Below are 22,888 nucleotides of genomic sequence, written 5' to 3'. Positions count from 1 at the left end.
TCAAATTAGCTTATGGATATACTGGTGTTTGAGTTAATCCTGTATTTTCTTTCCATCCATGCATTAAGTTCAAGTTTTGTATCGCTTGGCCGCTTGCCCCTTTAACTAAGTTGTCAATTACCGATACAATAATTGCACTTTGACTTTCTTCGTCGACATAAATACCAATATCACAAAAATTACTGCCGTAGACTTCTTTCGTTTTCGGATAAATGCCAATATCTCTAATACGGACAAATGATTTATCTTCATAATAATCTGTGAAAGTTGCATGTAAATCTTCGCTAGTCATATGTTGATTAAGTTTTACATAAATTGTTGATAATATACCTCTCGTCATTGGAACAAGATGTGGGGTAAATACTACTTTTACATTTTCATTTGCTAGCTTTGAAATATACTGTTCTATTTCAGGTTTATGCTTATGCTTACCGATGGCATAAGCGCTAAAGTTTTCATTCATCTCTGAATAATGGACATGTTGCGCTAGTGATCGTCCTGCACCTGAAATACCCGTTTTAGCATCAATAATAATAGAATCATTGTTAATGATTTGTTGATCAACCAGTGGATGTAAAGCTAACAATGTTGCAGTAGGAAAACAACCGGGGTTGGCAACTAATTGCGTATTGTTCGGTTCAATATTTGACCACTCCGCGATACTATAATTGGCTTTTTTTAATTGTTCTTGTGGTGCTGCTGTTTCACCATAGAATTGTTTATATGTCGTTCTATCAGCTAATCTGAAATCACCTGACAAATCAATAACCTTAATGTCTTTTTCAATTAATGATGGTGCTAAATCTTTACTTATATTAGAAGGCGTTGCAAAAAATACAACATCACAGTCAATATGCTCACTATTTAGCGCTTCATATTGATGTGTTAAGTGACTCAAGTGAGGAAATGTTTCTTTGATTGGTTCGTCAATTTTTGAATGCGAGAACACATACTTAACATTTACATATGGATGATGTGTTAATAATCTAATTAATTCAATCGCTCCATAACCACTACCTCCAACAATGCCAACATCTATCATGGCGTTCAGTCCTTTCTGAATATTCGGTCTTTTAAAACGCTATTATTTGTCTTTTTCTAATACTTCAGTAATCACACTGATTACTTGATCTATCTCTTGCTCATTAATAACTAGTGGTGGCGCAATACGAATAATATTGCCTTGTGTTTCTTTACATAACACACCTTTATCAATCATCTCTAAGCAATATGGTTGCGCTGCTTCTGTTAGTTCTAATCCGATAAATAATCCCCTACCTCTCACATCAGAGATGATATTACTATCTATAAGTTGTAATTCATTTAATAATTTCTGTCCAAGTTTTTCAGAATTCTCTATTAGCTGTTCTTCAATTAGTACATCTAATGCAGCCATTGAAACTGCACATGCAAGCGGATTACCTCCAAATGTAGATCCATGGGTACCTGGAGTTAGTACATCCATCACGTCGTGGTTAGCTAATACTGCTGATATTGGATAAAGACCTCCACCAAGTGACTTACCAAGTAGATAAATATCAGGTTCTACGCCTTCCCATTCCATAGCAAACATTTTACCTGTACGTCCAAGGCCTACCTGTATTTCATCTGCAATAAATAACACATTATGTTCATCACATAACTTACGCACTTCTTTTATAAAATCATCGGGTGGAATATTGACGCCGCCCTCACCTTGAATAGGTTCTAATATAATAGCTGTTGTATTGTTATTAATTAAATCTTTTAAATGACTTATATCACCAAAGTCAGTGTAGTGAACGTTATCTAACAATGGCCCAAACCCTTGTTTATAACTTTCTTGGGAAGATAGCGACAAGGCACCTAGCGTACGGCCATGAAAGTTGCCATTCATCGCTATAATTTCACCTTCACCATCAGCAATGCCTTTGACATCTGTGCCCCATTTACGAGCGATTTTAATCGCTGTTTCAATAGCTTCAGTACCTGTGTTCATTGGAAGTACTTTTTCTTTATTAGCAAGTGAGCATATCTTTTCTTCCCACTTTCCTAGGTTATCACTATATAGAGCACGAGAAACCATTGTTATTTTTTCACTTTGTTCTTGAAATGCTTTTATAATTTTAGGATGACAATGCCCTTGATTGACGACTGAGAAACCCGAAACACAATCTATATAATTATTTTCTTCTACATCCCAAACTTTAGCGCCACGGCCTTTAGCCAGTGCTAATTTCAACGGGCTATAATTGTTCGAACTATACTGATCTGTTAGTGCAAATAAATCGTTCATCAAAAATCCTCATTCCTTTTATATTTATTCTTAAAACTGAATTAATATTCATATATAATACGCTTATTTTTACTATTAGTCAAAGTTTTTTTGAATTTTTACACTTAAAAACCATTTAAAACCTCGATTCATAGCAATTAAACCGTAATTTATCTAAATTTTCAAAATAATTAGCGTGGAGTTATATATTCTTTTATATGCATTTATCCTGCATAACATATAGCATACCGTTAAATTGTACTCCAATAAAATAGGGGTAGTTCATTATGTAAAACAATCCAGATAACCGTAAAACACAAAATTAAATAAAAAAGGCGAGCACACGAAATTACAAAATAATTTAATTCCGTATGCTTGCCCCACAAAGTTGACTTGATTCTCTATAGTTCGAGACAAATTTAAAGTTAGATGTTAGTTCATTACGACGTGCTATGAGCGCATCGTTAAAGCACTCTCTTTGTATATTGCTCTATTAAAAAAGTCTGCTTCTTACTCTATCTCTTGTTTCTCTATTAAATCTTCACGCATATCTTTATTTATCTTCTTAGCACGTTTAAAGTAAATACTTTCAAAATAACTAGACGTACCAAATTTATAAAACATTAGTGCAATGATGATAATTACTACAAAATCATATGGATAGTGAATCCAGTCCATACCGTTAAATTCTTTACTTCCTATAAATGATAAGGTAGCAAGTACAATAAGATATAAAATAATCCACAAACTACCGCCAATTTGTTTCTTAGTATTTTTCCAATTCATTTTATATTCATAAAAGAAGTAAATTGGTAAACCTAAAATTATAATAAAGATTACTTGTGCAGTCGTCGGCCACATCGCCCAATAAATCGCTAGCGATGCCATAACAAATGAGAAAGGCGCCATAAATTTCAACAAGTTAGCACGAAACGGCCTATGCATGTTCGGAGCCATTTTTCGTAATGAAATAACTGTAGTCGGTCCAGTTAAATAGGCAACTAGTGTAGCTGTTGATATAACACTTGCCAATGTCGCCCAATCACGGAATAATGACACCATTAACATACTAATAATGGCATTAAAAATAATAGCCACACGTGGAATGTTATATTTTTCATTCATCTTACCTAAAAATTTAGGGATGTGACCATTTTTTTCCATTGCACGTAGTACACGACCAGTTACCGCAACAAATGATACACCTGTACCAAATGGTGAAACAACAGCTTCCATATATAACAAAATAGCTAACCAATTCAAACCTAAAAGAATAGCCATATCAGCAAATGGAGAGTTAAAGTTAATACCACTCCAACCATTTTCATGAATCATGTCACTAGGCATTGATGTAATAAATGTACTTTGAAGCACTATGTATAACGCCGCACTTAATGTTAGTGAGATAGCTATGCCTCGAGCGATATTTTTTTCGGGCTTTTGTATTTCTGATCCCATATTAATAATAGTTTGGAATGCATTAAAAGAAAATATAATACCTGAAGCGGTTGTCGCTGCAAATATAGGTGCTGAACCATAAGGCATAAATTGACCTGCCGTATGACCATAATTGCCTGTATCAAAACCGGAAATCATCAACATTATAATTGTCAATAACGGTACACCTAATTTAAATACTGAAATTAAACTTGTAAATGAAGTTAACAGTTTAACTGACCAATAGTTCAATAATGAAAATATAATAATAATTACAAACACTGCCATTAATCCAGCGTTACTTATAGAACCATCTTTCATTAATCCTGTTGTGAATTTTGCCCATGACCATGGCCAAGAACTCATATATTGTACTGCTGATACTGCTTCGATTGGGATAATAGTTACTAATGATACCCAGTTAGCCCAAGAAGCAATAAAACCTAACAATGAACCATGTGTATATTGCGCATAGTTACTCATTCCACCCGATTGCGGAAACATTGTACCTATCTCTATGTAGTTATAGGCAATTGATCCAATGACTACAAAACCAATAACCCATGAGATAATTGCAGCTGGGCCTGCTATAGATGACGCTTCCCAAGCACCGAATAACCAACCAGAACCAATAAGTGATCCCAACCCTAGCAATACCAACTGTGGTAAATTAATCTTATTACTTTCATCCTTTTGTTCCATAATTACTCCTACTTTAAACATCTTTTATATTCATATCAAGAAAATGTAAAATTTATACACGCTCTTGTATATTTCGTTATTATACTCTGATTAAAATTCAAGTCAAATCAACATTCCAATTGCCAAACTATGTATATTTTAGTATTTTTATACAAAATAGAAGTGGAAAATGTATGATAGTTTTGTACAATTAATACGCTTTGACCTCCCGATACAAACAACTTGAAGGGCTGTTTTGTTATGTTACTCATTTATTCATTTAAAGTATAAATACAAATAAATTCTAAAAAGTAGTAAATGCTGCTTGAAGCCTATAACATCAGTGGTTAAAGCATTTTATAGTACGTTGAAAAACAAATTTAATATAACATTTACTTTTAATGTGTATAAATACAAAATAAAGCAGTATTTACAGTTTATTCTTAAAATACCTTGTAAATACTGCTTTTCTATAATGTCACACAAATATAAAAATCAAAAAATACCTATATAATTACATACAATTCTCTACTTATAGTGTATACATTTCTACAAAAGGAACTGCTATTATTGTTAAGTAAGTTCTATTATTTCCGAATATTTATATTACTTTTTAGGAATCTCTTCTGATTCCCACCATAATGCGTCTTTAGGATTTTTTACAACATCTTCATAATCTTCTTGAGTTTCAACATTAGGATATGAACCTCTAAGTGATTTATTCGATGTAGATTTAAACATTGTTATAAAAATAATGAGTCCAATCACATTAATAAACATTAGATAATAAGATGGCGCAATTCGTTGCCCTGTAGTTTCTACTAAAGTAGACAAGATAAATGGCGTTAAACCACCAAAAACTGCGGCACCAATATTATATACAAGTGATAGCATACGCAGTCTTACTTTTGTATGAAACATACTCGGTAAGACTGAGGGCATTACACCTTCAAATGTAGACATGAATAGTGCAATAATAAACAAGCCTAATAACACGAATGGAATCATTGGTATACTCATTAACCAAAAAGCAAGTATGGAAAATAAACTAAATCCTGCTAACCCAAATATTATTGTACGTTTGTTACCAACCTTATCACTATACCAACCAAAGAAGAACACTGCAGGTATCATGATTAACATTGTTACAATACTTAATATAGAACCCATCGTTCCACCTAAATTTATGGTTGAGTTAAGGAAAGAAGGCATATAAGAAAGTACCATGTAGTTTGCGACATTCAAAAATGCAACACCAGTGAAGCAAACGACAACATCTCTCCAGTAATATTTAAATATATCTAAATAAGAATATTCTAATTCTTCTTTTTCTTCTAATGTAGATTCGTAGGCAGGACTTTCGTCTAAGCTTGAACGTAAAATAATACCCACGATACCTAAAGGTGCAGCAATAATAAACGGAATTCTCCAACCCCAATCCACCATTTGTTGATCACTTAGTAATGAATACATCAAGCCTGCTAAAATCGCCGCCATTATACTACCAGAAAGTGTTCCAATTTCTAAACCGCTTCCCAATTTACCACGAGTCTTATCAGGCGCTGTTTCAGCAATATAAGTCATTGCTCCTGCATATTCTCCCCCTGTCGAGAATGATTGAATCATACGAACTACTAGTAATAGAATCGGAGCCCATATACCAATTTGTTCTTGTGTTGGTAATAAGCCGAGCATCAGTGTGGATGCCGCCATAAGTAGTATCGTTGTCGACAGTACAATCTTCCGTCCATATTTATCCCCTAAATGACTGAAGAATATACCACCAATAGGTCTAACAATAAATGCAAAAGCAAATACAGCAAACGTAGAGACTATTTGCATTTCTTGCGGTAAATTTCCAAAGAAATTTGCGCTTATAATGACTGCTAATTGAGCATATAAGCCAAAGTCAAACCATTCAATGGCATTACCGATACTCGTAGCTACCACACCTTTTTTTGCTTGATCTGAATCTACTCTGTTAACTTTTTCTTTTTCAAACTTCACAAATAAAAACACCCCTTAATTTGTTTCCATTTAATATAACATAACCTATGTATTATTTTGTAAACACTTAAAATTCGCATGATAATCGATTTAATTTCCAAAAATATTTTTCAATTGATATGTACTGCTCATTTTTATGACGATTATATTCAACTAAAATATCCAACTTAAATTAACATTTGTAGTTAACAAAAAACTTATATTAATGCTAAGCAACTACTTTCAAGCTCATAACTAATACGATTTAATTTTGTTATAATAAAAGCATCACAACTTATGGAGGCGTATTTAAAAATGAAACAAATTTATTTTAATCATGATGGTGGCGTAGACGATTTAATTTCCTTATTTCTTCTATTGCATATGGATGATATAAAACTTGTTGGTGTTAGTGCCATTGGCGCAGATAGTTATATCGAGCCTGCAGTAAGTGCCTCTCAAAAAATTGTCAATCGTTTCTCTGAACAACCAATTCACATAGCCGCTTCAAAAGAACGCGGTAAAAACCCATTTCCCAAAGATTGGCGTATGCACGCTTTCTTTATGGATGCGTTACCCATCTTAAACGAACCTACAAATGGACGTTCTAATATTCTAAAACATGAAGCTTATCTAGATATAATTGATAAAATTCATAATAGTACTGAAAAAGTTACTTTACTCTTTACTGGACCACTTACTGATTTAGCTAAAGCAATCACTGTAGATGCTACAATTGTTCAAAATATTGAACGCTTAGTATGGATGGGCGGAACATTTTTAGAGAAAGGTAATGTGGAAGAACCTGAACATGATGGCAGTGCAGAATGGAATGCCTTTTGGGATCCTGAAGCCGTAAAAACAGTTTTTGATACAGAGATTAAAATAGATATGGTTGCTTTAGAAAGCACCAATCAAGTACCTATGACTTGGGATGTTAGACAAGCGTGGGCCAATGAACGCCATTATCCTGGGGTAGATTTTTTAGGTGTAAGTTATGCAGCTGTCCCACCATTAACTCATTTCCAAACGAATTCAACTTATTTTCTTTGGGATGTCTTAACTACAGCTTATATTGGCATGCCTGAGCTGATTCGTAAGCATGATTTAAATGTATCTGTATATACAGAGGGTCCTAGTCAAGGTAAAACTTATGTCGACAATCAATGCGGTAGACCCATTTCAGTAATCGACCATGTTGACCATGATAATTTCTTCAAATATATTACTGATTTAGCTAAAAAAGTTACAAAATAATAGGCACCCCCCTGAACTTTAATTCAACAGTTCAGGGGGGTTATATAATATAAAATTTTAATAACTAGTGTCATCTAAATATTGATTATCTATGACTTTTCTAGTAATAGATTCCATTTTATCTTTAGTCATTTCATTTTCTTCAGTTGTATTCAAAGCGTGTTGCTTAGCTTTATTATTACTATAATCAGACAGTGGATACATTTTAAAATTTTGTCTTGTATTATTATCAAGTGGATTCGCAATTTCATAATGTGTTACTAATGACTTCCATTTTACATCTTTGATTGTTATGACTTTAGGTTGTTTTTCAATATTAAACTGAAGGTTGCCCCCTAGCGCATTGCTTTCATTGCCAGTAGATTGGCCATTGAGGAAATTTCCCAGGGAATAAGCAACCAATGTTCGATGATTATCGTTGCCGTTCACCCATTGGACTGGCTGAATCACGTGAGGATGTGTTCCTATTACTACATCGACCCCAGCATTAGCAAATACCTTGGCGTATCTTTTCTGTTTGGCATTAGGCTCATGTTTGCCTTCATTACCCCAATGTGCCGATACCATAACCATATCACTTTGTTCTTTAGCTTTTGCGACATCTTTCTTGATTTGTTCCTCATTAAAGTAGTTAATTTGATATTTATTTTCTGGTTTAATATCGTTCGTGCCGTATGTATAACTTAACATCGCAATTTTTATACCATTTTTGTTAAATGTCGGAATGGTATCTCTATCTTTTTGTGATTTAAATGTACCTGTATAAAAAACACATTTGAAATGCTCCCACACATTAATTTCATTTAATAATCCATCAGTACCTTGATCCAAAGCATGATTGTTGGCGCCATTCACTACATTAAACCCAGTATTGATAACATCTTTAGCAATATCATTAGGGGTATTGAACTGTTTAAAACCTGAAAGTCCCTTTTCATCCCCACCAATCGGTGACTCCTGATTTATATAAGCAATATCTGCTGCTTGGATTTCTTACTTTAATGATTTATACATAGGCTCAAAATTATAACTACCATTGCTTTGTAATGCGTCATGATATACAACGGGATGTATTAAATTATCACCTACAGCATAAAAAGATGCTTTATGAGTTAAATTCTTTTGATCTGATAAACAAAATATACATAACGTTAAAAAAAGTGAAATTAATAAAGTTAAAAGTATACGATACCTCATCAAAGACGCCCTCTCATCAAGAATTATCTTTTAAATTTAATTATATTAATTTCAGTATAGTTTTTATCGTTCTGCGATTCAATTATATTGAGAAACTATTTTAACGTTAACAAAGTGGAAATTATTAATGGAACAGGAATCTATTTTATTTAAAAATTTTCGTTATCCTACACTATTGGCAAAGACAATTAGTATTGTATGAATAAATATTTCACCTGAGCAATCGCTCAAGTAAAAGTTCTATATAATAATTAAGGCTGAGACAATTAATTTGCCCCAGCCTCAATCTATAGAATATTACAGAAATGACAAATAGATAAAAGTCTTAGAATAAGTACCTTTAAATACTAGTCACTTCATCAAGTTGTAAATACGCTTTGATGTTTACTATTCTTTTTTTGATGATTTTATATTCAATTATATTCAAATAAATGATTTAGCTACTCAGTTTATTGTCAAATGAATGACTAAACATATTTTGTAACAGTTTCAGTAGGTAATCTATATGAATCATGCGCTGGATTTTTTGCTTTCCCAATAGCAACGATTAATACAGGTACATAACGTTCTGCGTCAATATCAAATGCATCAGCTATTTGATCACTTTCAAATCCACCAATTGGGTTTGTGTCATAGCCATGTGCTTTAGCAACTAACATAAATTGCATTGCAGCTAAACTGCTATCAATTTTAACGATATCATTCATTTGAGCTTTAGATGCGCTATCATATAGTCCTACAACTTTATCTAACATTTCATTTTTAACTTCTTCTGGCATAAAACCGTGTTTTACAGCATTACCATAAATTTCTTCACCGTAAGTTTGGCTTTTCATATCACCAAAAATAACTACCATTGCTGATGATGTATCGTTTTGACGTGTGTTAAAACGAATTAGCGGACGTAATTTCTCTTTACCTTCATCACTTTCCACTACTAAAAAACGCCAAGGCTGCATGTTAACAGATGATGGGGCTTTCGTTGCTTTTTGAATCATTTCGTTCATTTCTTCTCTAGGGATTTTAAATTGGTCGTCAAACACTTTCACAGATTTTCTATTGTTTAAAATATCTTCAAAATTATTATTTATCATTATTTTCTACTCCTTAATTATTTTTAACAAAATCAAATTATACTCAATTTGAACACTTTTACAAATCATTTGTTTATAAAATTTTTTCGCAACATAACAAAACCTTCTAAAACCTTATTCCAATCATTGTTTACATGCATAAATTTTTTCTAAATGAGATGCTATACTTCTAAATAATTAGTTATGATTTAAACCAACATAAAATTTCACTAATCAAATTTAAATATCAATAGACATGGTAATAGTCCTTTCACGAAAGCCTAATTTTTCATATAAATGTTTCGCACAGTTTCCCGCATATACGTTGAGTCTTACTTCACTCACATTATGCCTTTTATAGTAATCATTAACAAAGTGAACTAACGCTTCAGCTATACCTTGATTTCTATAAGCTTCTAATACATACAATTCATAAATAAAACCATATTCCTTCTGTTCAAGAGCGTCCACCTTTTTATCAACAAGTACAAACCCTTGTATGACCTCATCTTCACTATAAATAAAATACGATGCACCTTCTTGTAGTAATTGCTTAGACATCGCACGCATACACGTCTCACTCAAGTCAAAATCTACAGTTACAGATGATTTAAACACATCTGGCACCATTCGATTTATTTCTTCTAACTCTTTAGAATTTGCTTTTCTAATAGCCATAATCTATCCCACTCCTTCATTATGCATAATATAATACGCATATAATCTAGCTTTAATTCATACTTCATTTCCCTAAAATAGCTGTTTTTTTGCATAAAAAATGAAAAATTAACTCAATGTAAGCGTTTAATATGTTTTAAATTTTAATTACACACTATATTAATTGTAAATTTATAGTAAAATATATTAGTGGCATTTTCACAAAAAAATAATAGACACAAAAGAACTGAAGCAATTTATAATTATTTTTGCATAAGTATCTAAACACGTTTGTTTTTAATTACAGTTTTAAATCACGGTATAATTTATCTTTTAGATTCAATGGCTCAATACTACCTATACCATGATTTCAGAGCATAATTTTACAAAATCAGTCTTTCTATCCATGTATTAATAGTTGATATTTGAGATTGAAATTTGTTAATATTTTACCTTGTATAAAAATATAGAGAAAATTTAAAAAAAGAGGGAACATAATGAAGTCCATTTCAGTCATAGTGACTTATTACAACTCAGAAGATTATATCGAAAGATGTTTGAGTAGTCTTAAAAAACAAAGATTCCAAGATTTTGAACTCATTTTAGTTAATGATGGTTCAACTGACAATTCTAAAGAAATCGCGACAGAAACTACTAAAGATTGGGATATTCCCATTAAGGTCATAGATTTACCACATAATACTGGTCATGCACATGCCAGAAATATGGGTCTTAAAGAAGTTGAATCACCTTACTTTATTTTTATTGATTCAGATGATTATCTAGCTTCTTATGCTTTATCGTTTTACATGAAAAAATTGAATAGTTTTGATGCTTTAATTGCACCTATTCATTCTTTTACTTTAGATATTCCTCAGTACGTGGATCAAAATTTAGTACGTACAGAATATTTAAATACACAAACAAAATCAAACCAATTTTTACGTAAACAAACGGTTTGTAATATTATTTTCAAAACGGCAATCGCACGTGGGCATAATCTACAATTTAACGAAGACTTAAATATCTTTGTTGATTGGTCATTTATATTAGAATTCATTAAATATGCTAACGACTTCGTGCGTATCAGCCGATTCCCTTTCTATATTAAAGGGGAAATCTATGATCCATTTTTAAAACCAGCATTATCTCAACAAGACTTTGGCATCATATTTAACGATTATGTCTATAGTTTCTCAGATTCTGTTAAACGCGCACCACTAAAAGAAAACAAGATATTCATTAAAAATAAAATGAAAAACTTATTCAAACAATCTTTTGAACCATCACTGAGAAAACTACCTGAACGTTACGAAAATAATAGTGAATTACTTCCAAAAGTTACACGCGAATTACTACCAACAATATTTAAAAATGAAAAACCGTTATTTATGATCGAAGCATTAATGCTTATGTTCAACAAGCGTAGATCTGCTTTTAAAGTGAACCAATTTAGAAAGCAAGCACGTTTAGTTAAAAATATTGTTTTACGTAGAAAAAATAAAAATCGTGCACTCTATCAATTAACTGATAGCGAAGATAAAGTGAAGAGTAACAGAATCGTATTCGAAGCCTTTGCTGGTAAAAATTATAGCGATAGCCCAAAATATATTTATGAATATATGATGAAGCATCACCCAAACTATGAATTTATATGGGTCTTCAAAAACCCTTCAAAAGTCCAATTACCTGGATCGGCTAAGAAAGTTAAAAAAGGCTCTAAAGCTTATTATGAGGCTTATTCAACGGCTAAATATTGGGTGACTAACGCAAGACTACCTTTATATCTAAATAAAAAACCTAACCAAGTTTATATTCAAAATTGGCACGGTACACCTTTAAAACGTCTAGCAAATGATATGAAAGTAATTCGTATGCCTGGAACGACAACTGATAATTACAAGCGTAATTTCAGAGAAGAAACGAGCCGTTGGGATTATCTTGTTTCACCTAATGCTTATTCATCTAAAATATTCGAAACTGCTTTTTGGATGAATCCAGAACAAATTCTTGAAATTGGATACCCTAGAAATGATGTATTGGTAAATCACGCAAACGACGAAGCATATATTCAACAAATCAAAGAAAATCTAAACTTACCTTCAGATAAGAAAGTTATTATGTACGCGCCAACGTGGAGAGACGATGAGTTCGTTAAAAAAGGAAAATATCTATTTAACCTCCAAATTGATTTAGATAACTTACAAGCGCAATTAGGCGATGAATATGTCGTATTACTAAGAATGCATTATCTTATTTCTAACGCATTGGATTTACGCGGTTATGAAGACTTTGCAATTGATGTGTCAAACTATAGTGATATCTCTGAATTGTATTTAATTTCAGATTGTCTAATTACGGATTATTCATCTGTAATGTTTGATTACGGCGTGCTTAAGAGACCACAGTTCTTCTTTGCTTATGATTTAGACAAATATGGACAAGACTTACGTGGTTTCTATCTTGATTACCACAAAGATCTACCTGGTCCTATCCATCAAGATCCTTACCAGTTAACAGAAGACCTTAAAAACTTAGATCAAGTAGCTATAGATTATAAAGATAAAATTGATAAATTCTATAATGACTTCTGTTCTTTAGAAAAAGGTAAAGGTTCTAAAGCAATTGCAGATTTAATTACAGGTAAAAATCATAAATAAATTATTTTACTTTATTGTATGATAACAACCTAAATTTAATTACAGTCACTTCATTGAGGCTTAATTACTAAAAAGGCTAATAATAAAATACACAGAGCTATACTAGTGCGCTTGCGTAAGTAACCTCTAAATAAAGAAAGAGCCCGTACATTTTGGCCTCCCAGAACGTAAACAAACCTTAGGAGATAATTCTCCTAAGGTTTATTTATATGTGCATAGTTATTTTTCAAAATAGTAATGGGCTTTTATATAATAATTAAGGCTGAGACAATTAAAAATTGTCTCAGCCTTAAGATTATCTATATGAAGCTAAACATCTAGTATTTATTTAACTGTACCAGCGTCTTTATCATGTACACCATGACGATAGAAATCGATGTATTCTGGGTCTAATGGTTTTTTACCACGAATGATATCTGAAGCTCTTTCTGCCATCATTAATACTGGTGAATGGATATTACCATTTGTCGTACGTGGCATTACCGAAGCATCTACCACTCGTAAATTCTCCATACCATGAACTTTGAATGTCTCTGGATCTACAACAGCCATTTCATCTGAAGCAGGCCCCATTCTACAACTACATGATGGGTGGAGGGCAGTTTCGCCATCACGTTTAACCCATTCTATAATCTCTTCATCTGTTTGTACTTCAGGTCCTGGTGAAATTTCTCCACCATTGAAAGGATCTAATGCTTTTTGTTTTAAAATATTTCTAGCTACTTTAATTGCTTCAACCCACTCGCGCTTATCTTCTTCAGTAGATAAGTAGTTGAACACGAATTCTGGTTTTTCAAATGGGTCTTTTGATTTAATCTTCAAGTGACCACGAGAGTTTGAGTACATAGGTCCAACATGCACTTGGTAACCATGTGCAGCTGGTGCTTTTGTACCATCATATCTTACTGCGATTGGCAAGAAGTGGAACATTAAGTTTGGATAATCTACGTCATCATTTGAACGAACAAAGCCGCCACCTTCAAAATGGTTAGATGCAGCAGCACCTTTACGTCCTAAGATCCATTGTAAACCAATAAATGGCATCTTCAATTTATTTAAACTTGGTTGCATTGATACTGGTTGTTTACATGCATGTTGCACATAAACTTCTAAGTGGTCTTCAAAGTTTTCACCAACACCTGGTAAGTGAATACGAGGTTCAATTCCTAGTGAACGTAAGTGTTCAGAATCACCGATACCTGATAATTGTAATAATTGTGGTGAGTTAATTGCACCACCAGATAAGATAACTTCTTTCGCACTTACTGTATGCTCTTTACCATTTTTCTTAAATGTTACACCAGTAACTTTATTGCCTTCAAAGTTTAGTTTTGTAACAAAAGCACGAGTCTGTACTTCTAAGTTTTTACGTTTCATCGCTGGATGTAAATATGCTCTAGAAGCTGATACACGGCGACCATTATGTACTTGACTGTCAAATGGTCCAAAGCCTTCTTGACGGAAACCATTCACATCTGGTGTTTTATTATAACCTGCCTCTACGCCTGCATCGAAAAATGCTTGGAATAATGGGTTATCAGCAGGACCACGTCTTAACTTAATTGGTCCATGATGTCCACGATAAGGATCACCTTTCTCAGAACCAAATGTTGTTTCTAGTCGTTTAAAATACGGTAAACAATGCGCATAATCCCATGACTCCATACCTTCAGGTTTAGCCCATTTTTCATAGTCCATAGGATTACCTCTTTGATAAATCATGCCGTTAATTGAACTTGATCCACCTAAAACTTTACCACGTGCATGTCCAACCTTACGACCACCCATATGTGGTTCTGGTGTCGTTTCATAAATCCAATCATATAATTTATTACCAGCTGGGTACATTAAAGCTGCTGGCATTTGTATTAATAAGTCCCATGGATAGTCACTACGTCCAGCTTCTAATACAAGTACATTATTTGATACGTCCTCACTTAATCGGCCACCTAGTACTGAACCAGCACTACCGCCACCGATGATTATATAGTCATATGATTCTTTCATTGCTATACCGCCTCCTGAATTTATTTAGTGTTATTTAGCCTTCTTTATTTATATATTTATAATTATGCTTTACCAAACCAATTGACTGGCTCTGGGTTAGTATTACGCAAAATGTGCTTTTCTTCTTGATACTCAGCTAATCCTGCTTTACCAAGCTCTCTACCGATACCTGATTGTTTATATCCACCCCATGGTGCTTGTGCGAAGTATGGATGGAAATCGTTAATCCAAACAGTACCCATTTTTAATTTATTTGCTATACGTTGTGCTTTTCCAACATCATTTGTAAACACACCGCCTGCTAATCCATAAATTGAATCGTTAGCAAGTTCAATCGCTTCTGCCTCAGTTGTGAAACTTTCAATCGTTACCACAGGGCCAAACACTTCTTCTTGTACAATACGCATTGATGTATCACAGTCTGTAATAACTGTTGGTTCAAAGAAGAAACCATCTTGTAAATCTTCACGCTCAGGTCGTTTACCACCAATTGCAATCGTTGCATTCTCAGATTTAGCAACTTCCATGTAGTTTTCAATTTTTTCACGGTGTTCAGCTGAGATGACTGGTCCCATTTCTGTATCTTCATCAAAACCGTTACCCAATTTAATATTTTTTATTCTTTCTATAAGTGCTGCTTCAAATTTTTCTTTAATATCGTTATGCACGATAATTCTTGCCCCTGCAGAACAAACTTGACCTGCATGGAAAAATCCACCATTCAATGCTTGATCTACTGCTAAATCAAAATCAGCATCATCAAATATAATATTTGGATTTTTACCGCCTAATTCTAAAGCAATATTTGTTACGTGATCTGCCGCATTTTTCATAATATGTTTACCTGTTTGAATACCACCAGTAAATGATACTAAGTCCACTTCTTTATGCGCTGAAAGTGGCTCACCTACTTCTGAGCCTTTACCTAGTACAAGGTTAATAACACCTTGTGGGAATCCTACTTCTTCCATCAATTCAAATACACGAATAGTTGTTAACGGAGTAATTTCACTCGGCTTCATGACTAATGAACATCCTGAAGCTAATGCAGGTGCTATTTTCCACGATGCTTGGAGTAAAGGATAATTCCATGGTGTAATTTGTGTAACAACACCAATTGGTTCTTTGATAACTTTACTCTCTGTATTTGGAATTGGTGAATCTATAATTTCGCCGCCATCTTTGTCTGCAAGTCCAGCAAAGAAATTAAATACATTAGCAATATCGTCCATGTCAGCATAAGATTCTTCTAACGTTTTGCCAGTGTCTAATGTTTCAAGTTTAGCTAATTCTTCACGATGTTTAACGATTAAGTCAGAGATTGCTCTCACTTTTTTACCGCGATTTTCACTTGTTTCGTTAGCCCATTCGCCATCTTCAAATGCGCGTCTAGCTGCCAATATTGCACGCTCGCTATCATCGGCTGTTCCTTCTGCAACTTCAAAAATCACTTCTTGATTAAATGGATTAATAATTTTTCTTGTTTCTTTATTTGAGCTTTCAACCCACTCACCATCAATAAATTGACGACGAGATAAATTTTTTACAAGTTCCATTAAAATTACCTCCGTTAAGTTTGTTAAATTTTTATTTAACGAATTTTATAAAGTTTATGTTAGCATAGTAATTGAAAGGGTGTCAAACGAGTTCAAATATTACACACTCATTTTCAATTATGATTAGGTATTTATATTACTTAGATTAATTGACCTTCCTTAGTTTGAACTTAAAAAATTTAATCGGAGGTGTACACATTGGTACATTCTAATAACCCTGAAAATCAATTAGACACGGCCAAAGATATTGTTATCAATGCAATTGGTGAAACAATGGATTTATATGGTATCAATAGAAGTGTCGGAAATTTATTCGGTACTATGCTTTTTGAAGATAGTATGACGTTGGACGAAATGCGCGAACAATTACAAATGAGTAAGCCGAGTATGAGCGCTGGCGTTAAAAGACTCCAAGAATTTGATATCGTAAAACAACAATTCACTCGTGGAAGTAGAAAACAGCATTTCATCGCCGAGAAAGATTTCTTTAATTTCTTCAGAAATTTCTTCACTCGAAAATGGAGAAGAGAGATTGTCATTAATGCTGAAGCTGTCCATGATTCAGTTGCAATTTTAGATAAAATCATTGGTGATACAAACGTCGATGAGGCTACTAAGAGTGAAGCGCTTGAAACAAAACAGCAACTCGTTGGTACATTGCCTTATTATGAATGGTTAGATCAATTAAGTGACGCACTTGAAAGTGGCGAAATCTTCAAATACTTCCCTATGCCAGAAGAAACGCACAAAGAAGAATAAATTTTCGTATTTATAAAAATAATTACATTACTTATTCTGTTAATGATTCGCCTTCATTCTTGTCCTATATACTTAATTTAACTTTGTTCGATAATATGTGGTGTTTCATTCTCATTTAATTAATAAAGCCTAAAAAATAGCTACCGACTCACTGTCGGTAGCTATTTTGCGCTTTATAAATTGTCGTCTTCTTTTTTCTCTCTTACTTGTGTAATTCTTAACGAACGGCGTTCTACTTCTCTATATTTATCGGCACGATGTTCCAATTTGAGTCGATCTTCTGACAATGTCCTTAAGAATGCAATCATCATCATGACAAACACAATAAGTACTGGTACACTCGCTAATACGGAAGCTGTCTTCAATACATCTAATGCACGTTCACCACCAACTAACATTAATGCAAATGGTAATAAGCATAGTGCAAATGCCCAATATAAACGATTTGCCTTTAATGGTTCACCAATCACCTTTTTCTGCGATGCTGCAGCTAAAATATATGAACCAGAGTCAAATGTTGTTGCTAAGAATAAAATTGCTGAAATTAAGAATAATACAATAATTAAATTAGGAAACGGTAAATGATGTAACACTTCAATAATTGTTGCTTCAGTTGTATGCGTGTTTAAGAATTCAATCACATTGAATTGACCACTTATTTGTAAATATACTGCATAGTTTCCAAAGATGCCAAAGAATAACATACAGCCCAATGTACCGTATACTAACGTTCCTAAAACAAGTTCTTTTAATGTACGACCTTTTGATATACGTGCAATAAACAATCCAATAAATGGTGCATAAACTATCCACCATGCCCAATAAAATATCGTCCATTTTTGAGGGAACATTGTTTCTTCACGTCCCCCTATACCGCCAAACGGTTCAATCCATGTTGCCATTTGGAAAAAGTTTTTAAACATATTTCCCATACTAGTGATAGTTGTTTCCATTATGAATACGGTAGGGCCTACAACTAATACAAATCCGAGTAATATAAATGATAATATTACGTTTCCATCACTTAAAACTTTAATACCTTTTTTCAATCCTGAATATGAACTATAAGCAAATATTGCTGTAATAACTAACAAAATAATGCTCTTCATAAGCATATTATCTCCATCTATACCTGTAAGACGCTCTATTCCTGCTGTAATCATCGGCACACCTAATGCTAATGATGTAGCTGCTCCGCCTAACAAGCCGAAAATAAAGATAATATCAACTATTTTTCCGACAATACCATCTGTTTGTCCTTTTAATATAGGACGTAATGTCTGGCTAATTTTATAGACTGGCTTGTTTTTCACAAATACAAGATAACCAATACAAAGTGCCGGTAATACAAATGTTGCCCATGCAATTGGTCCCCAGTGGAACATACCATACATAGTTGCATAATTAAGCGCACTATCTGTCATCCCTTTACCACCATGTGGAGGGTCTTGATAATAAAATGCCCATTCAATTATACCCCAGTATAAAATATCAGAAGCAATACCTGCACAAAACAGCATTGCAGCCCAACTAAAATTATTGAACTCAGGTTTATCTGTTGCTTTACCTAGAGTTACGTTTCCATATTTACCAAAAGCTATGTATAATACGAAAATCAATGTTGCTAAACCAATTAGTAAATATATAGAACCTATTGAACTAGAAACAGCATCGTTCATTTTAGTAATAATATCTTGACTTGCTTTTGGAAAGACCATCATAGGAATTACTGCAATAAGTAAAATTATCGATGATCCTATAAAGGTCGTCCAATCCATGACTTTATTCTTTTCCATTTTTGAACACCCCTGAATTTAGATTTCTTAACTATGTATAAGTTGCTAAAATAAATAAACATTAGCAAAACAAAATATTAATTCACAAACATGAGCCTAACGAACTTTAAATAATAATGCAAATTACATTCAAAAATCCCATCATCAAAATATGAATAATTATATAAAATGAACATTTAACTATCATATGAAAATTGCCACAATCACAGTGTTAAGTTTAAATTTAACGTAATTAATAAATCTTACAACTTTTATAATTGGATATTTATGCTTAAAAAATGCATAAATATTTGTTTTATTTTTTTCGTCAAAATTCAAAAAATTAAGATTAATTATTATTAACATTTTAAAATAACGATTTCTAAAATGTATAATTTTTTGAAATTTTTTTAAGTAAAATGAGTGCCATTATTGTCAATAAAATATATATTTTTAATGTTCTAATTGTCTAAACTCACTTTTACGCGTAAATATTTTATAATAAGATAAGAGACTTTTTAGTCGAATTGAATGAAGGAGTACTGTAAATGAAAAAATCACAAATTGTTACTTACTGGGATAAGCGAGCTGTCTCTTTTGGCGAAAATAAACAAGCAGAATTAGAGAGTCAACATGCATTAACCTGGATTGACGAAATCAATCAAATTGCCCCTATACATGGAGGAATGAAAATATTAGATATCGGTACTGGTGCTGGATTTTTAGCAATCTTATGCACTCAACACGGTGGAACAGTTACTGGTATAGATCTTTCACCAGAAATGATAGAACATGCTAAAGCAAATGCACAACACTTCAAACAAAATCTAGATTTTAGAATTATGGATGCTGAAAATCTAGACTTTGAAGATGAAACATTTGATATCGTTATCTCAAGAAACGTAACTTGGCTCCTACCAAATACAAGCGCTGCTTATAAAGAGTGGTTACGCGTATTAAAACCACAGGGTAAGTTGGTAAATATTGATGCTGATTATGGTAAAGATTCATTTGAATCCTATAAAGCGATCGGGTCAAATCATGCTCATGACACACTTGATAAGGACATGCTAGCAGAAAGCGAAGCTATTAAGCAGAGTATCCCAATTAATCATCACTCCCGACCACAATATGATATTCAAATACTTAAAGAATTAGGTTTTAATCATATACATCTTGATGAAGGAGTATATCACCGCATTTATAATAAAAAGGACGCTTTCTATAATCCAACGCCTATATTTTTAATATCTGTTACAAAATAGATGCGATTATTATTACGTATTTTTTATAATAGATAGAATTTTTATTATATTTTGTTATATAAGGTGCCTACAACTTGCGTTTCAGACAGTTTTTTATCATACTAATAATTGAATAAAGTAAAAGGAGTGGTAAGAATGAATAAAGAACAATTTGACAAAGTAAAAAATGGTAAAGGATTCATTGCAGCATTAGACCAAAGTGGTGGTAGTACACCTAAAGCGCTAAGTGACTATGGTGTTACTGAAGATCAATACAATAGTGAAGACGAAATGTTCAAACTCGTTCATGACATGCGTACACGTATTGTTTCATCACCTTCATTTAGTTCTGATAAAATTGTCGGTGCAATCCTTTTCGAACAAACAATGGATCGTGAAGTAGAAGGTAAACATACTGGTGACTACCTTGCAGATAAAGGTATCGTACCATTCTTAAAAATAGATAAAGGTTTAGATGAACAAAAAGATGGCGTTCAATTGATGAAACCAATGCCTGAATTAGACGATTTATTAAGCCGTGCAAACGAACATAAAATTTTCGGAACTAAAATGCGTTCTAATATCTTAGAACTTAATAAAGATGGTATTGATCTAGTAGTTAAACAACAATTTGAAGTAGCTAAGCAAATCATCGCTGCAGGTTTAGTACCTATAATTGAACCTGAAGTTAATATTAATGCTGAAAACAAAGAAGAAATCGAAGCTTACTTAACTGATTCTATATTAGAAGAATTAAATAAATTAAATGATGATCAATTAGTAATGCTCAAAGTAACTATCCCTACTAAAGCAGATCAATATCAAACACTTATTAATCATCCAAACGTTGTTCGTGTCGTTGCATTATCTGGTGGTTATAGTAGAGAACATGCAAATGAAGTACTTAAACAAAATAAAGACCTAATCGCAAGTTTCTCTCGTGCACTTATCAATGATTTAAATGTAAATCAATCAGATGAAGAGTTCGATAGAATCTTAGGCGAAACAGTTGAATCTATCTATGATGCTTCTGTTAATAAAAACTAAGTATTCTTTCCATAGTTTCGTATTACGTATCGCTATATAAATTAAATAATTAAGCTTTCTGAGGCTGGGACATTATATTTGTGTCCTAGCCTCAATTTTTATTCCACTAATACCAGACAATCATTGTATCAATTTCTAAATGGACTAGCCAATACTGAAAACTATCTATATACTAATATTAATTTATAAAATAACTTTATTTAAAAACAGGGAGCATACTTAATGAAAAATCATTTACATAGATGGGTTATTGAAGCACTAAGTTTTATGGCACTTGGCTTATTTGGTTCATTGATAATTGGACTTATTTTAGAAACATTAGGCAGCCAAACTTTGATACCGCAACTCAATTTATCTTTTTTATCTGAAATAGGTAAGGTAGCTATGTCCGTAACAGGAGCCGCAATTGGTGTTGCTATAGCTTATGGCCTAGGTGCTAAACCTCTAGTTATTTTTTCTTGCGTTATCGTTGGGACGCTTGGTTATGACACATTTGGTGGTGGTGCTGTAGGTGCATATATCGCAACACTTATTGTCGTTGAATTAAGCAGACTTTATGCTAGTAAGACAAAAATAGATATCATCATCACGCCTTTACTTACCATTGTAATTGGTGGTGCAATAGCCAAACTATTTGGTCCAGCTTTGAATCAATTCATGACTGGCTTAGGTAAAGTGATTATCGTTGGAACAGAACAACAACCATTGATTATGGGCATAGTCGTGTCCGTTATATTTGGACTAGCATTAACAGCACCTATTTCTAGCGCGGCCCTTGCTTTGATGCTTGATTTAAGTGGATTAGCTGCCGGAGCGGCCACTATTGGCTGTGCTTCCCAAATGGTGGGATTTGCAGTGAATAGTTATAAAGATAATGGATGGAGCGGCTTACTTTCGATTGGTATTGGAACGAGCATGTTACAAGTTCCAAATATTATTAAAAATCCAATGATTCTCTTGCCTCCAACGCTTGCAAGTGCAATTGTTGCCCCAATTATGACAACATTATTCCCGATGTCGAATAATCCTGCAGGTGCAGGCATGGGTACAAGCGGCTTCATAGGTCAAATTATGACGATTAATACGATGGGCGGTTCGATTCAAACTTGGTTACTGATAGCTATATTCCATATTTTGCTACCCTCATGTTTTAGCTTTATGTTATATAAATTTTTCTTAAATAAACAGTGGATTAAACCAGGAGATCAACGTATCAATGTAGCTAGTTAAAGATGTGATATATTCGAAAGATTATAATTTTATATTGTTTATTAAGCGCTAATCCATTTACCATCAAT

At 33.1% G+C, this 22,888-nt stretch carries 15 protein-coding genes and 1 pseudogene; 6 read left to right on the top strand and 10 right to left on the bottom strand.

All coding sequences use genetic code 11. From position 1 onward, the window contains the following. Positions 1-10 precede the first annotated feature (10 nt). The 4 genes from argC to BTM19_RS05445 all read right to left on the bottom strand — a co-directional run bounded on the left by argC (position 11) and on the right by BTM19_RS05445 (position 6,379). Positions 11-1,042 (bottom strand): N-acetyl-gamma-glutamyl-phosphate reductase, encoded by a 1,032-nt coding sequence (argC, locus tag BTM19_RS05460; protein ID WP_069796968.1) that lies wholly within the window; start codon positions 1,040-1,042, stop codon positions 11-13. 42 nt (positions 1,043-1,084) lie between these two features. Next, positions 1,085-2,275, bottom strand: a complete 1,191-nt coding sequence (rocD, locus tag BTM19_RS05455; protein WP_099265778.1) for an ornithine--oxo-acid transaminase — start codon at positions 2,273-2,275, stop codon at positions 1,085-1,087. A gap of 489 nt (positions 2,276-2,764) precedes the next feature. Continuing rightward, positions 2,765-4,393, bottom strand: a complete 1,629-nt coding sequence (locus tag BTM19_RS05450; protein ID WP_029378091.1) for an APC family permease — start codon at positions 4,391-4,393, stop codon at positions 2,765-2,767. 585 nt (positions 4,394-4,978) lie between these two features. Next, positions 4,979-6,379 carry an MFS transporter gene (locus tag BTM19_RS05445; RefSeq protein WP_029378090.1) on the bottom strand — a complete coding sequence of 467 codons (1,401 nt, stop codon included), beginning with the start codon at positions 6,377-6,379 and terminating at the stop codon, positions 4,979-4,981. 294 nt (positions 6,380-6,673) lie between these two features. Between BTM19_RS05445 and BTM19_RS05440 the strand changes: the two genes are divergently transcribed. After that, on the top strand, positions 6,674-7,615 hold the full coding sequence (locus BTM19_RS05440) for a nucleoside hydrolase (protein ID WP_029378089.1): 942 nt from the start codon (positions 6,674-6,676) through the stop codon (positions 7,613-7,615). A 57-nt stretch (positions 7,616-7,672) separates the two neighbouring features. Here BTM19_RS05440 and BTM19_RS05435 read toward each other — a convergent pair. The 3 genes and pseudogenes from BTM19_RS05435 to BTM19_RS05425 all read right to left on the bottom strand — a co-directional run bounded on the left by BTM19_RS05435 (position 7,673) and on the right by BTM19_RS05425 (position 10,563). After that, positions 7,673-8,815: pseudogene (locus BTM19_RS05435) on the bottom strand (CapA family protein). Positions 8,816-9,279: 464 nt separating this feature from the next. Beyond that, entirely contained in the window at positions 9,280-9,906 is a 627-nt protein-coding gene (locus tag BTM19_RS05430; protein WP_029378087.1) for a nitroreductase family protein, read from the bottom strand. Positions 9,907-10,125: 219 nt separating this feature from the next. Next, positions 10,126-10,563 carry a GNAT family N-acetyltransferase gene (locus BTM19_RS05425; RefSeq protein WP_069796969.1) on the bottom strand — a complete coding sequence of 146 codons (438 nt, stop codon included), beginning with the start codon at positions 10,561-10,563 and terminating at the stop codon, positions 10,126-10,128. Between the two features lie 476 nt (positions 10,564-11,039). On the opposite strand from BTM19_RS05425, the gene BTM19_RS05420 reads away from it, so the two are divergent. Next, positions 11,040-13,202: a bifunctional glycosyltransferase/CDP-glycerol:glycerophosphate glycerophosphotransferase gene (locus tag BTM19_RS05420; RefSeq protein ID WP_029378085.1), complete on the top strand. Its 2,163-nt coding sequence runs from the start codon at positions 11,040-11,042 to the stop codon at positions 13,200-13,202. 324 nt (positions 13,203-13,526) lie between these two features. Here BTM19_RS05420 and betA read toward each other — a convergent pair whose 3' ends face one another. Both betA and betB read right to left on the bottom strand, forming a co-directional pair. Beyond that, positions 13,527-15,209: a choline dehydrogenase gene (betA, locus tag BTM19_RS05415; RefSeq protein WP_029378084.1), complete on the bottom strand. Its 1,683-nt coding sequence runs from the start codon at positions 15,207-15,209 to the stop codon at positions 13,527-13,529. A gap of 62 nt (positions 15,210-15,271) precedes the next feature. Continuing rightward, on the bottom strand, positions 15,272-16,765 hold the full coding sequence (gene betB, locus BTM19_RS05410; RefSeq protein ID WP_029378083.1) for a betaine-aldehyde dehydrogenase: 1,494 nt from the start codon (positions 16,763-16,765) through the stop codon (positions 15,272-15,274). Positions 16,766-16,963: 198 nt separating this feature from the next. Between betB and cudC the strand changes: the two genes are divergently transcribed. Next, a complete protein-coding gene (cudC, locus tag BTM19_RS05405; protein ID WP_029378082.1) occupies positions 16,964-17,524 on the top strand; it encodes a choline uptake/conversion transcriptional regulator CudC in 561 nt (186 codons plus the stop codon). 173 nt (positions 17,525-17,697) lie between these two features. Here cudC and BTM19_RS05400 read toward each other — a convergent pair whose 3' ends face one another. After that, a complete protein-coding gene (locus tag BTM19_RS05400) occupies positions 17,698-19,320 on the bottom strand; it encodes a BCCT family transporter (RefSeq protein WP_029378081.1) in 1,623 nt (540 codons plus the stop codon). A gap of 527 nt (positions 19,321-19,847) precedes the next feature. Here BTM19_RS05400 and BTM19_RS05395 point away from each other — a divergent pair. The 3 genes from BTM19_RS05395 to BTM19_RS05385 all read left to right on the top strand — a co-directional run bounded on the left by BTM19_RS05395 (position 19,848) and on the right by BTM19_RS05385 (position 22,820). After that, on the top strand, positions 19,848-20,564 hold the full coding sequence (locus BTM19_RS05395) for a class I SAM-dependent methyltransferase (RefSeq protein ID WP_029378080.1): 717 nt from the start codon (positions 19,848-19,850) through the stop codon (positions 20,562-20,564). Positions 20,565-20,699: 135 nt separating this feature from the next. Further along, a complete protein-coding gene (locus tag BTM19_RS05390; RefSeq protein ID WP_099265777.1) occupies positions 20,700-21,590 on the top strand; it encodes a fructose bisphosphate aldolase in 891 nt (296 codons plus the stop codon). A 222-nt stretch (positions 21,591-21,812) separates the two neighbouring features. After that, positions 21,813-22,820: a PTS sugar transporter subunit IIC gene (locus BTM19_RS05385; RefSeq protein WP_038679216.1), complete on the top strand. Its 1,008-nt coding sequence runs from the start codon at positions 21,813-21,815 to the stop codon at positions 22,818-22,820. The last annotated feature ends 68 nt before the right edge of the window (positions 22,821-22,888 follow it).

It is taken from the genome of Staphylococcus xylosus, from assembly GCF_002732165.1.
Classification (GTDB): Bacteria; Bacillota; Bacilli; order Staphylococcales; family Staphylococcaceae; genus Staphylococcus; species Staphylococcus xylosus.
Note: the sequence above shows the minus strand (reverse complement) of the source record. Positions and strands in the feature narration are given on the sequence as shown.